The 12975-nt window shown below is 69.0% G+C and carries 12 protein-coding genes; 9 read left to right on the top strand and 3 right to left on the bottom strand.

The window, feature by feature from the left end:
* Positions 1-9: 9 nt before the first annotated feature.
* A complete protein-coding gene (locus tag ABFX50_RS16460; RefSeq protein ID WP_183646777.1) occupies positions 10-192 on the bottom strand; it encodes a DUF1918 domain-containing protein in 183 nt (60 codons plus the stop codon).
* A 384-nt stretch (positions 193-576) separates the two neighbouring features.
* On the opposite strand from ABFX50_RS16460, the gene aceE reads away from it, so the two are divergent.
* Together aceE and ABFX50_RS16450 are read left to right on the top strand one after the other, a co-directional pair.
* Positions 577-3324: a pyruvate dehydrogenase (acetyl-transferring), homodimeric type gene (gene aceE, locus ABFX50_RS16455; RefSeq protein ID WP_346147283.1), complete on the top strand. Its 2748-nt coding sequence runs from the start codon at positions 577-579 to the stop codon at positions 3322-3324.
* A 355-nt stretch (positions 3325-3679) separates the two neighbouring features.
* Positions 3680-5227: an alpha/beta hydrolase gene (locus tag ABFX50_RS16450; protein ID WP_346147281.1), complete on the top strand. Its 1548-nt coding sequence runs from the start codon at positions 3680-3682 to the stop codon at positions 5225-5227.
* A gap of 283 nt (positions 5228-5510) precedes the next feature.
* Here the strand turns inward: ABFX50_RS16450 and ABFX50_RS16445 are convergent, their stop codons facing one another.
* Positions 5511-5930, bottom strand: coding sequence for a hypothetical protein (locus tag ABFX50_RS16445; protein WP_346147279.1), 420 nt, complete (start codon positions 5928-5930; stop codon positions 5511-5513).
* Between the two features lie 143 nt (positions 5931-6073).
* On the opposite strand from ABFX50_RS16445, the gene ABFX50_RS16440 reads away from it, so the two are divergent.
* From ABFX50_RS16440 to ABFX50_RS16430, 3 genes are all read left to right on the top strand, one after another.
* Positions 6074-6259, top strand: a complete 186-nt coding sequence (locus ABFX50_RS16440; protein WP_183646764.1) for a hypothetical protein — start codon at positions 6074-6076, stop codon at positions 6257-6259.
* A gap of 26 nt (positions 6260-6285) precedes the next feature.
* The gene (locus ABFX50_RS16435; protein WP_346147277.1) at positions 6286-7218 is read left to right on the top strand and encodes a D-2-hydroxyacid dehydrogenase; all 933 of its coding nucleotides are present in this window, start codon (positions 6286-6288) and stop codon (positions 7216-7218) included.
* A gap of 187 nt (positions 7219-7405) precedes the next feature.
* Positions 7406-7891, top strand: a complete 486-nt coding sequence (locus tag ABFX50_RS16430) for an RICIN domain-containing protein (protein WP_346147276.1) — start codon at positions 7406-7408, stop codon at positions 7889-7891.
* Positions 7892-8048: 157 nt separating this feature from the next.
* Here the strand turns inward: ABFX50_RS16430 and ABFX50_RS16425 are convergent, their stop codons facing one another.
* Positions 8049-9149 (bottom strand): serine hydrolase domain-containing protein, encoded by a 1101-nt coding sequence (locus tag ABFX50_RS16425; protein ID WP_346147275.1) that lies wholly within the window; start codon positions 9147-9149, stop codon positions 8049-8051.
* Positions 9150-9245: 96 nt separating this feature from the next.
* Between ABFX50_RS16425 and ABFX50_RS16420 the strand changes: the two genes are divergently transcribed.
* The 4 genes from ABFX50_RS16420 (at position 9246) to ABFX50_RS16405 (ending at position 12971) form a co-directional block, all read left to right on the top strand.
* Positions 9246-9905 (top strand): TetR/AcrR family transcriptional regulator, encoded by a 660-nt coding sequence (locus ABFX50_RS16420; protein WP_346147273.1) that lies wholly within the window; start codon positions 9246-9248, stop codon positions 9903-9905.
* A 356-nt stretch (positions 9906-10261) separates the two neighbouring features.
* Positions 10262-10909 (top strand): hypothetical protein, encoded by a 648-nt coding sequence (locus ABFX50_RS16415; RefSeq protein WP_346147271.1) that lies wholly within the window; start codon positions 10262-10264, stop codon positions 10907-10909.
* 353 nt (positions 10910-11262) lie between these two features.
* Positions 11263-11820 carry a helix-turn-helix domain-containing protein gene (locus tag ABFX50_RS16410; RefSeq protein WP_346147269.1) on the top strand — a complete coding sequence of 186 codons (558 nt, stop codon included), beginning with the start codon at positions 11263-11265 and terminating at the stop codon, positions 11818-11820.
* 32 nt (positions 11821-11852) lie between these two features.
* A complete protein-coding gene (locus tag ABFX50_RS16405) occupies positions 11853-12971 on the top strand; it encodes an ABC transporter substrate-binding protein (RefSeq protein ID WP_346147267.1) in 1119 nt (372 codons plus the stop codon).
* Positions 12972-12975 lie beyond the last annotated feature (4 nt).

Here is a 12975-nt window from a genome sequence, read left to right as displayed (position 1 = left end):
ATGGAAATCCTACTTGGGCTCGACCACCGCGTCCGGGCCGGGAAAGACCAGGCCGGTGTGGCCGTCGTCGAACCTGACCATGTAAGGCGGCCCGCCGTCCGTGCCGCGGACCTCGATGATCTCTCCGATCCGGTCTCTCTCGCCCACGGTGCTCCCGTGCACGTGCAGCCGGTCTCCTACCGTCGCGTTCATACCTCCACCTTCGTACGGCGGGCGCGATAGGAAAAGGGCCTTCAGCTCACAGAGCGGCTGGCGGAATGATGACCGAAACGTTACCCGCCCGCTGACCCCTTCTCCTGTGGCGCTACGCTGACGCGCGGTCCGTCGCGGCGGCCGGTCGGCGCCTCGACTCCTTGCCGAAAATTTCGTAGCTTTTCCGGGGTTGTTAAATCCGTACCTAGATGTAACCTTTGGTGGCGATTCGTCCTACCATCGGTGGTCTAGGCCACCATTCATGGCCCTGCCAGCAGGGACGTTCTGGTTACCGGTCAGTAGAGATGCACTTTCCGGAGTTAGCGACCAGGATGGAAGGCGACCCAGACCAGACATCAGTCGATCCTCGGAAGGCGAGACCCAGTGGCTTCCGGACGCCAGCGTTTCTCGATCATCAGCGACGGCCTACCCAGCCAGCTGCCTGATGTCGACCCCAGCGAGACCAACGAGTGGCTCGAGTCCCTCGACAACGTCATCAAGACCGAGGGGCGCACCCGCGCCCGCTACCTGATGCTGCGCCTGCTGGAGCGGGCCCGAGAGCATCAGGTCGGCGTGCCCGGCCTGCGCAGCACCGACTACATCAACACCATCCCGCCCGAGCGCGAGCCCTGGTTCCCCGGCGACGAGCACGTCGAGCGCCGCATCAGGGCCTACATCAGGTGGAACGCCGCGGTCATGGTCTCGCGCGCGAACGCGCGCACCAACGTCGGCGGCCACATCGCCACCTACGCCTCGGCCGCCTCGCTGTACGAAGTGGGCTTCAACCACTTCTTCCGCGGCAAGGACCACGGCGAGTCCGGCGACCAGGTCTTCTTCCAGGGTCACGCCGCGCCTGGCATCTACGCCCGCGCCTTCCTCGAGGGCCGTCTCAACGAGGCGCAGCTCGACGCCTTCCGCCAGGAGCTGTCGCACGGCTTCCACGGCCTGCCCTCCTACCCCCACCCGCGGCTCATGCCCGACTTCTGGGAGTTCCCGACCGTGTCGATGGGCCTGGGCCCGATCGGCGCGATCTACCAGGCGCGGTTCAACCGCTACCTGCTCAACCGCCAGATCAAGGACACTTCGCGCAGCCACGTCTGGGCCTTCCTCGGCGACGGCGAGATGGACGAGCCCGAGTCGCTCGGCGCCATCGGCCTGGCCGCCCGCGAGGAGCTCGACAACCTCACCTTCGTCATCAACTGCAACCTGCAGCGGCTCGACGGCCCCGTGCGCGGCAACGGCAAGATCATCCAGGAGCTCGAGTCGTACTTCCGCGGCGCGGGCTGGAACGTCATCAAGGTCGTCTGGGGCCGCGACTGGGACCCGCTGCTGGCGGCCGACGTCGACGGCGTGCTGGTCAACCAGATGAACACCACGCCCGACGGCCAGTTCCAGACCTACTCGGTCGAGTCGGGCGCCTACATCCGCGACAACTTCTTCGGCAGCGACCCGCGCCTGCGCAAGATGGTCGAGCACCTCAACGACGACGACATCCGCAAGCTGTCGCGCGGCGGCCACGACTACCGCAAGGTCTACGCGGCCTTCAAGGCGGCCCGTGAGCACGTCGGCCAGCCGACGGTCATCCTCGCCCAGACCATCAAGGGCTGGACCCTCGGCAAGGACTTTGAGGCGCGCAACGCCACGCACCAGATGAAGAAGATGACCAAGGCCGAGCTGAAGGAGTTCCGCGACCGGCTCTACCTGCCGATCCCCGACTCCGCGCTCGAGGGCGACCTGCCGCCGTACTTCCACCCTGGCGAGAACGACGAAGAGATCGCCTACATGAAGGAGCGCCGCGCGGCGCTGGGCGGCGTGCTGCCCAGGCGCGTCGTGCGCGCCAAGTCCCTCAAACTGCCGGGCGACGACGTCTACAAGCAGTTCGCCAAGGGCTCGGGCAAGCAGCAGGTGGCCACCACCATGGCCTTCGTCAGGCTGCTCAAGGACCTCATGCGTGACAAGGAGATCGGCAAGAGGTTCGTGCCGATCATCCCCGACGAGGCCCGCACCTTCGGCCTCGACGCGATGTTCCCGACGGCGAAGATCTACAACCCGCACGGCCAGACCTACGAGGCTGTCGACAGGGACCTGCTGCTGTCGTACAAGGAGTCGACCGAGGGTCAGATCCTGCACGAGGGCATCAACGAGGCGGGCTCGATGGCCTCGGCGACCGCGGCGGGCACCTCCTACGCCACGCACGGCGAGCACATGATCCCGATCTACATCTTCTACTCGATGTTCGGGTGGCAGCGCACCGGCGACCAGATGTGGCAGATGGGCGACCAGATGACCAGGGGCTTCCTGGTCGGCGCGACGGCGGGCCGCACCACGCTGAACGGCGAGGGCCTGCAGCACGAGGACGGCCACACCCCGCTGATCGCCTCGACGAACCCGGCCTCCATCTCCTACGACCCGTCGTGGGCGTTCGAGACGGCCTACATCGTCAAGGACGGCCTGCGCAGGATGTACGGCGAGCAGCCGGAGAACGTCTTCTACTACCTGACCGTCTACAACGAGCCCTACGTCCAGCCGGCCGAGCCCGCGGGCCTCGACGTCGACGGCCTGCTGAAGGGCCTGTACAAGTTCGCCGACGGGCCGCAGACGCAGGGGCCGAAGGCCAACATCCTCTCCTCGGGCGTCGCGGGCCCGTGGGCGATGGAGGCGCAGCGCCTGCTGGCCGAGGACTGGGGCGTGTCGGCCGACGTGTGGTCGGCGACCTCCTGGTCGGAGCTGCGTCGCGAGGCGCTGGCCTGCGACGAGCACAACCTGCTCAACCCCGACGCCGAGCAGCGCGTGCCGTACGTCACCCGGGCGCTCAGCGGCGCCCAGGGGCCGTTCGTGGGCGTCAGTGACTACATGAAGGCCGTGCAGGACCAGATCTCGCAGTGGGTGCCAGGCGACTGGAGCTCGCTCGGCACCGACGGGTTCGGCCTGTCTGACACCCGCTCGGCGCTGCGCCGCCACTTCCACGTCGACGCCGCCTCGATCACCCTCGCGGTGCTCACCAGTCTGGTCAAGCGCGGCGAGCTCGACGCCGAGGTGCTGCGCGAGGCGATCGCGCGCTACCACCTGAAGAACGGTGTCACCGAGGCCGGTGGCGCCGAGAGCAACGACACCCAGTCGATGGGCGTCTGACCTTCGCTCCAGGGGAGCCCGTGCCGTCCGCGGCGCGGGCTCCTGGTTTTTCACCGGAAGTTTTTCCGCGCGGTCGCGTCATGGATGGGCGGGGGCGCTGTCTTGGATGGTGAGGCGGCGTGTTCAGGAGGGGTGCACGCCGCCTCGCCGTCCATGCCGGGGCGCGACGGCGCCTGCCGCCTTGCGCGCGCGAGGCGCGCGCGCCGGAGCTAGCGTGGAAGGCGCTGCGGTTCGACGGCGAAAATTCCCGGTCAAGGGGGAGCATCGGCCGATGAGGACGCGCGCGGGGCGGCGTGTTCCTCGCCCGGGATTGTGACAGGATTTTGTCGCTACTCGATATCGGGGGATATTTTTCATGCGCTGGACTCTCATCACGGTCACCGTGACGGCGGGGCTGTCCATCTCGCTCGTCGCCTGTGGCACCTCCGCGGGCACCTCCGCGGGGGCCACGCCCAGCGGTTCGGCCTCCGCCCCGGGCTCTGAGCCCGGCGCGGCCCCGGCGGGGAAGATTGCCTGGGGCGCCTGCACGGATCTGCGCAGGCCGGGCGGTGACTCGCCCGCCACTCCGGCCGCCACCATGCAGTGCGGGAAGCTGGCCGTGCCGCTCGACTACGGCAAGCCGGACGGCGAGACGCTCGACCTGGCGCTGATCAGGATTCCCGCGACAGGTCCCGGCCAGCGCATCGGCTCCCTGGTGTTCAACTTCGGCGGGCCCGGCGCGTCGGGCGTCGACACGATGGCGCAGGCGGCCAAGGCGTTCGGCACGCTCGGCGCGCGTTACGACCTGGTGAGCTTCGACCCGCGCGGCGTGCAGCGCAGCCGCGGCGTCACCTGCGGCACCGGCGCGCAGATGGACGCCTACGTCGCGCTCAACACCCTTCCCGCCAACGCCGAGACCAGGGACAAGAACGAGGCGGCCATGCGGGAGTTCGCCCAGCTGTGCGAGAAGGACTCGGGAGAGGTCCTGCCGTACGTCGGCACCGTGAACGCCGCCCAGGACCTCGACAGGATGCGCGTCGCGCTCGGCGACGCCAAGCTCAACTACTTCGGCATGTCGTACGGCACGCAGCTCGGCGCCGTCTACGCCACCAAGTTCCCGAAGAACGTGGGCCGCACCGTCCTCGACGCCCCGCTGGACCCCAGCGTCACGTTCTACCAGCGCACGATGGCGCAGACCAAGGGTTTCCAGCAGGCTTACGAGAGCTTCCTGAAGGCGTGTGTCGCCGAGGGCTGCGAGCTCGGCCCCGACACCGCGACGGCCAGCAGCAAGATCGACCGTCTCATGGAGCGGTCGGTCACCGCCCCGCTGCAGGTCGGCGACCGGCTGCTGACCCAGGGCCTGGCCAGCACCGCGGTCGCCGCCGCGCTCTACTCCAAGCTGACCTGGCCCTTCCTCGAGAACGCGGTGGCCTCGGCGCTGAAGGGCGACGGGGGTGCGCTGCTGTACCTGGCCGACACCTACACCGGCCGCAAGCCCGACGGCAGCTACTCCACCGAGATGTCCAGCTTCCCCGCCATCACCTGCGTCGACACCGCCGAGCGGCCCGGCGAGGAGGAGCTTCTCCGCACCGAGGAGGCGGCGCTGAAGATCTCGCCGCTGTTCGGCAACGCCGGGGCGGGCTCCATGTGCTCGGTCTGGCCGGTGCCAGGCAGCGACGAGGCCAGGAAGGTCGACGCGACGGGCTCGGGGCCGATCCTGGTCGTGGCGGGCAAGGGCGACCCCGCCACGCCGTACCAGTGGGGTCCGAAGCTGACCGAGCAGCTCAAGACCGCCACGCTCCTGACGTACGAGGGTGAGGGCCACGGCTCCTACCTGTCAGGCAGCCGCTGCGTGGCAGGGGCGGTCAACGCCTACCTGCTGGAAGGCAAGATGCCGGACTCCGGCGCCTCCTGCCCTGCCTGACGGCGGCGCGGGGCCACCTGCCCTCGCGTGAGCCTCCGTAGGCGCCAGCCGAAGCCGCAGCAGCCGGCCCGCGAGACGAAGCGCGGGGCGGCTGCCGCGGATCGGACCCGAAAGGGTCCCCTGGCCGCGCGGAGTGAGGCGCCAGGGCGGGTGGCTCACAGGGCGGGCATGCCGCCGTCCACGAGGACGGAGGCGCCGGTGACCGGCGCCACCTCCGTGAAACGCCCGGAAGGGACCGCCGCGCGGCGGCCTCGCAGAAGCCGGGGCCGTACGGCCGGCGAGATCAGCCGCCCTGGGTGTAGACGGTCTTCCAGCGAGAGCACTTGCCGACAGGGCGCTTGGCCGTGCCGCGGCAGACCTTCACCCTGATCTGCAGCACGCCCCCCACGTCCTTGCGGAAGGTGCCCGTGCCCGTGACGCAGTTGTAGACGCCGTGCGTCCGCCAGCGGCCGTTGCGGGCGTTCTGGTAGCGGATGAGCGCCCACGAGCAGCCCTTGCCGTAGGAGTCGTCGAGGTTGCCCGACACGACCAGCCCCGACTGGCCGACCGAGACCTTGCCCCACGCGGTGGCCCACCCGTCGGTGGAGTGGAGGGCGCCCCACTTCCAGACGGTGGAGGGTTCGGCGGAGGCGGCGGGCGAGCAGGACAGGGCGAGCGTGGTGGCGGCGGTCATGCCGATCAGGACGCGGGCACCGATGCGCACGAGGGTCTCTCCAAGCTGGAAGAACGGTTGTCGACCCCTCCAGAGGTATCCCCGCGCGCTTGCGTCCGGCTTGGAGCCGGATGTGAGCGCCGGTGGGAGGGCCGGAAATGGCCGGGAAAATGTCGGTGCCGTAGGGAAGAATCATGCTCACTATGGCGATCTCCCCTCTTCTTCCTTTCACCCCCGTGCGCTCGCCCTCGGGCGACATCGTGGTGTTCTACACAGGCACCGAGCCGCGCATGACGCCTGAGCAGGCGCTGGCCTTCGCCGACCAGCTCAGGGAGATGGCCGCGCCCGCCGGCCTGGTCACCGCCACGGCGGCGCTCTGACGGCGAAGGCTGGTCACACTGGAACCATGAGTCTGTATGTGGAGCTGGCGCTCACCGCGGCGGAGAAGGACCGAGTCCGCTCGCTCGCCGGTGAGGTCCCCGTGTGGTTCGCCGAGCCGAAGGAGCACACCGACCGTGACGCCGAGGTGTTCGCGCGTGCGGAGGTCGCCGTCGGCAACTGCCCGCCCGAATGGCTGAAGCAGGCGGCGAGCCTCAGATGGCTGCAGCTGTCGTCCATGGGGATCGACAGGTATGTGGGGCTCGACTGGGCCGAGCTCGGCCGGCGGATCACCGTGACGAACCTGACGGGCACCTTCGCCGACCCCGTCGCGCAGACCTGCCTTGCCGGAATCCTCGCCCTCTACCGGGGCGTGGACGAGCTGGCCAGGCTGGGGGAGCGGCACCAGTGGTCGACCACCCCGCTGCGGCCGGGGCTGCGGCTGCTGACCGGCGCCTCGGTGGTCATCCTCGGCGCGGGCACGATCGCGAGGCGGCTGGCCGAGCTGCTCGCGCCGTTCGGGTGTGAGGTGACGCTCTACTCGCGCAGGATGACGCCAGGCGAGCTCGACGCCCTGCTGCCCGAGACCGACGTGCTCGTGGGGCTGCTGCCGGGCACGGAGGAGACGGCCGGGCTGGTCGACGCCGCGCGGCTGGCCCTCCTGCCGCGCGGGGCGATCTTCGTCAACGCCGGCCGAGGTTCCCTGGTCGACGAGGACGCGCTGGTGGCCGCGCTGCGGGAGCGACGGCTCGGCGGAGCGGTGCTCGACGTCACCGCGACCGAGCCGCTGCCCCCCGACCACCCGCTGTGGAGCTGCCCGCGCACGCTGCTGACCCAGCACACGGCGGGCGGCTCCGACCAGGAGTCCGGCCAGATCCTCGAGGTCTTCGAGGACAACTGGCGCAGGTTCACGTCGGGGCGGCCGCTGCGCAACGTCGTCGAGTGGTCAAGGGGCTTCTAGCGCCGGGCCGCCGGCCGGCGGTTCTCAGGTAGAGGGTCCTGGCGGACCAGTGTCCTCCCCTTCATGCCCGCGTCGAGCGCAAGGTGAGTAGGGCCTACCCATGCGGAACCCGCTTGCCTGCGCCAGCATTCCTGGAACAGATCGCTCCAGCCACGCGGGAGTCCCCATGCCCACGATCAATCGAAGAGTGAGGCCGGCATCGGTCGTCCTGGTCACCGCGGCAGTGTTCCTGACCGGCACGACCTCCGGCGTGTCCAGCGCCGTGGCGTCATCGAGCGTCAGATCCACTCTGATCGGCAACCTCCACAGCGGCAAGTGCCTCGAGATCCTCGGCTACAGCACGGCCGACTGGGCGCAGGCCGGTCAATGGACCTGCCACGGCGGCAACAACCAGCAGTGGAACTACAGCTACACCACCGGACTGATCCAGAACGTCCACAGCGGCAAGTGCCTCGAGATCCTGGGCTGGAGCACGGCCGAGGGAGCGGTGGCCGGTCAATGGACCTGCCACGGGGGGAACAACCAGCGGTGGTACATGAACACGTCCAACGGACTGATCGGCAACCTCCACAGCGGCAAGTGCCTCGAAGTCCTGGGCTGGAGCACGGCCGACTGGGCCAGGGTCGGCCAGTGGACCTGCCACGGGGGGAACAACCAGCGGTGGGGCTGGTGAGCGACGTCTACGAGCTGAAGAGCCGATCCCAGACGAACGGAAGGGGCCGAGCCGGGCATGAGGCATGAGGCGGCCTGCTCCTCACGGCTCGCGCGAGGCCCGGCCTTCGGCCTGCTCGGCTCGAGCGGGCTCACCTGTCCGGCGGCAGGGGAGCACCTCAGCCGCGGGCGACGATGTCGCCGAGCTTGGTGACGGTGTCGAAGTCGTTGGCCAGCCGGTTCTTGGTGACGGCGAAGGCGAGGCCGGAGGCGGTGTCGGCGTACGCCACGCTCCCCCCGGCGCCGGCCATGCCGAACACCGTGGGCGTCTGCTCGGGCGTGGACCCCGGCCGGCCGATCGCGTAGCCCAGCCCCCACGCCGACGGCATGCCGAACACCTCGTCCATGCCGGTGTAGGCCACGGCCGTCACCTCGCGCAGCCTCTCCGGCGAGATCAGCCGCGTGCCGTCCACCTCGCCGAGCAGCGCGGCGTACATGCGCGCGATCGCCCTGGCCGAGGTCTTGCCGCCTGCGGGGATGTCGGCCGACAGGTAGTCGGGGCGACTGCCCAGCGCGGCGGTGGGCATCAAGTCCATCGGGGCGGCCTTGAACATCGGCAGGTCCTCGGGCATGTCCGCGAACGCCGACATGTCCATGGGGGCGTCCTCCAGCCGTGCGAGCCTGTGGTGCTCCGACCGGGGCATGCCGAAGTAGAGCTCGTCGGCCACGGCGAGCGGCCCGCTCACCTCCTCGCGCAGCACCTGCGAGATCGGCTTGCCGGTGGCCCGCCGGACGATCTCGCCGACGAGGAATCCGAACGTGTAGGCGTGGTAGCCCGTCTTGGTGCCCGGCTCCCACCACAGCTCGGCGTTCTCCAGGGCGGCGACCATCGTGCCCCAGTCGCAGACGTCCTCCGGCGTCGTGTCCAGCGGGACGCCGGGCACCCCCGCGGTGTGCGTCAGCACGTGGCGCACCGTCACGCCTTCCTTGCCGTGCGCCCCGAACTCCGGCCACAGCTCCACCACGCGCGTGTCGTAGCCGAACAGCCCGCGCTCCACGAGCACGTGGGCGACGGTGGCGGTGGCGCCCTTGCCGATGGAGAAGTTGTAGAAGGGCGTGTCGGGCGTCACGGGCCTGCCGGTCTCCGGGTCGGCCACACCGGCGACCACGTCCACGACCTGCCGGCCGTCACGGTAGACGGCCACCTGGAGGCCCCGCTCCTGGCCCGACTCGACCAACTCGTCGGCGGCTTCCTGCACCAGCTTCTGGAGATCACCCATCGCTACCATCCTGTCCATGGTGAGAACTAGACGGTACAGTACTCACTTGGGTACGGAACTGTCTAGTACTATGCGATCGTCGGCAGAGGGGATCACATGGCACCGGACGTGGACGAAGGCCGTACGGCCCGCAAGCGCAGGCAGATCATCGACGCGGCCAGGGCTGTCTTCCTGCGCAACGGCTACGTGGGCGCCAGCATGGACGAGGTGGCGACCCTCGCGGCGGTGTCGAAGCAGACGGTCTACAAGCACTTCACCGACAAGGAGCAGCTCTTCACCCACCTCATGCTCGACACCACCGGCGAGATCGAGGGCCTCACCCGGGTGATCACCGCGGCGCTCGACGACAGCGACGATCCCCGCAAGGCCCTGGGCGAGCTGGCCCGCGCGTTCCTCGGCTCGCTCATGCGGCCCGAGGTCCTGCGCCTGCGACGGCTGATCATCGCCGAGGCCGACCGCTTCCCTGATCTGGGCTGCACCTGGTACGAGCAGGGCTTCGAGCGGGTACTGGAGACGCTGACGGGCTGCTTCGGGCGCCTGGAGGAGCGCGGTCTGCTGCGTCTGGACGACCCCCGGCTGGCCGCCGACCACCTCATGGGCCTGCTGCTGTGGATCCCGGTGAACAGGGTCATGTTCTGCGGCGGGAGCGCCTCCTACACCGATGCCGAGCTCGACCGGCTGGCGGAGGCGGCGGTGGCGGCATTCCTGCGAGCCTACGGCCAGGACGCTTCGCGCCCACAGGCCGGAGACGCCTGAGGACCGCGGGCCGACGATCGACGTGCGCCGGAGCTCGACGGCCACCGCCGCCCTCCGAAGATCGACACGGATCCCGCAGCACCTTGACGGTCAGGGACGACCGAGCCGGGTCCCCTCTGCGTCCCGCCGTGGATGGGCGCAGGCATGGTCGATGAGGAAACTCGGACGCCGCCTCGAACCAATGATGGTGTCGTCGCATCCAACAAGATCACAGCATCGGAAGGGACTCACGTGATCATCTGGTTGGGCGGCGCCTTCGGAGCAGGCAACGATGTCACCGTGGACGGGCCTTTCGGCAGGTGGCCAGGGCTGCGCGGGACGCAGGCTGTCCTCGCAGCCGTGAGCGTGTCCGAGGCATGGTGATCCGCAAACGCGCCCGACGCTCCACGCAGCGAATCGACGTGACCCGCCTTCCCGAAGACGTCGTGGCGCTCATCGACGCCCTCGGGCCTGGTGAGAACGTGGTCGTCACGCGTGACGGCGCGTCGATCGCGACGATCTCCAGCACCGTCGACGTGGTCCAAGGCGCCATCGTCGAACGCGACGCCCCGGATGGGGCCGGCGATCAAGCACCGACGGACTACGAGAGCGTGACAGTCGTGGTCACCGCGATGGCATTGTCGAAGAAGGCCCGGGTTGCGCTTTCCACCCAGCTCGGGGCGGACTACGTGGTGCTCGACATGCATGCGGCTCCAGCGACGGCCGATGTGCTGCTGGTGCCTGCGGGCAGCCCGCAACTGATCGGAGCGCTCCGATCGATGTTCCCGAAGGCTCGCGTCGTCGTCACCGAAATCGAGGACCCCGAACTCGGAGTTCGGTACCACGGCCCGGTCCGGCGACTGCTCGATGCCGGCGCTGACGCGTATCTCCCTCCGGCGACCCTCCCACTCCTGGCCAGGCAGCTTGACTACACCCTGAGTCAAGGGCGCGAGATCGCCGGCGGGCCCGCTGCACCACTGCAGATCGCACAGACGGGGGACTCGGCAGACCCGGATGCCGAATGACCCTCCTCTTCGCCCTCGGTCGGCGGCTGTAGAAGGCGGCCGGCCTTCAAGCGGCAGCGACGGGACCAAGGGAGAGGGCCGCATGGAACCGCCTGAAGGAGTTCAGGTACCTGGCGCAGGTGCTGCCTGGCACGGAGGCGCTGGCGCTGGAGCTGTCCCACCTCGACGACCTGCGCCCCGAAATGGGGGATGCACTGCTACGAGCGGGTCTCCTGATACGTTCTCCGACGTGATCGTCATCACATTTGACCGATTCGTAATCAACCGCCCCCTTGTCGGGGCGGTTGATGCGTTTGTACGGTCCCTTCATTGCTACTTAACAAATTGTTCAGTGCAGAGAATCGAGACGTTCGATGGCATCTGAGCCCTTGGGCGATCGGATCCGTGCCTACAGGACCATGCGCCAGATGACCGTCAGGGGTCTGGCTGCGCATGCACAGGCGAGCGCCAGCTTCATCAGCCAGCTGGAGCGCGGGCAGACCAGCGCGAGTGTCGGCATGCTGCGGCGGATCGCCGTGGCGCTCGGCATCACGGTCGCCGACCTGTTCAACGAGGAGCAGGCGACAGGACACCGCCTGGTTCGCAGGGCGGAGCGCCCCGAACTGCACGCGGGGCGCGGCTCACGCAAGTACCTGATCTCGCAACGGCCGCTCCAGAACCTGGAGGTGTACAGCGGCGAGTTCGAGCCCGGCGCCTCCACAGGGGACGACCAGTACACCCACGGAGACTCCCAGGAGATCCTGCTCGTGCTGCGCGGCACGGTCACCGTCCACCTCGGCGAGGCGATCCCGCGCCGGCTGGAGCCCGGCGACAGCGTCGAGTACCGCACCTCCATCCCGCACCGCGTCGTCAACGACGGAGTCGACGACGCGGAGGTCCTCTGGATCATCAGCCCGCCAACCCCTGACTGACACCCCGTTTCTCCATTACAGAGGGGGCAGACATGCTCAACAAAACCAAGCGACTGGCCGGTACGGCCGCAGCCTCCGCCTCCCTGCTGCTCGCCGCGGCCTGCGGCGGTGGCGCCGCGGCGCCCGCGGACATCGACCTCGGCTCCGGCCCCGCCAAGTCGGGAGTCGTGAAGAAGGACGCACTGAAGGGCGTCAACCTGACCTTCGTCTCCTACGGAGGCGTCTACCAGAAGGGCCAGCAGGACGCGGCGATCGATCCCTTCGCCAAGGAGTCGGGCGCCCAGGTGCTGCAGGACGGCCCCACCGACTACGCGAAGGTCAAGGCCCAGGTCGACTCCGCCAACGTCACGTGGGACGTCGTGGACACCGACTCCATCTGGGCCGCGGCGCAGTGCGGCAAGCTCCTCCAGCCGCTCGACTACAAGATCATCGACAAGTCGAAGGTCCCCGAAGGCCTGGCCACCGAGTGCAGCGTCCCCGCGATGCAGTACGGCATGGTCCTCGCCTACAACAAGAACAAGTTCGGCGCCAACCCGCCGCAGGGCTGGGCCGACTTCTTCGACACCGCCAAGTTCCCCGGCAAGCGCGCCATCCCCGGCAACCCCGGTGACTCGGCGCCAGGCCCGTTCGAGGCCGCGCTGGTCGCCGACGGTGTCGCCCCCGACAAGCTCTACCCGCTCGACGTCCCCAGGGCGACCAAGAAGCTCGACACCGTCCGCGCCGACCTGGTCTTCTGGAAGACCGGCGCCGAGTCCCAGCAGCTGCTGGAGTCCGGCGAGGTGGACATGGTCATGATGTGGAGCGGCCGCGCCTACGCCGGTATCAAGAACGGCGGCACGTTCGACGTCCAGTGGAACCAGTGGATGCCCATCATGGACTCGCTGGCCGTGCCGAAGAACGCCAAGAACCCCAAGGCCGCCATGGCGATGATCAACTACTACCTGGGCGCCCAGCAGCAGGCCAAGCTCACCGAGCTGACCTCCTACTCGCCCATCAACACCGACGCCAAGCCCAAGCTCGACGAGCTCGGCACCTCCTTCCTGACCACCCGCCCGGAGGTCGCCGACAAGCGGCTCACGGTGGACGACAAGTGGTGGGCGGAGAACCAGCCGGAGATGATCGAGAAGTGGTCCGCCTGGCTCGGAGGCTGAGCAC

It is taken from the genome of Nonomuraea recticatena, from assembly GCF_039533245.1.
GTDB lineage: Bacteria > Actinomycetota > Actinomycetes > Streptosporangiales > Streptosporangiaceae > Nonomuraea > Nonomuraea roseola.
This window is presented reverse-complemented; position numbering and strand designations above follow the sequence as displayed.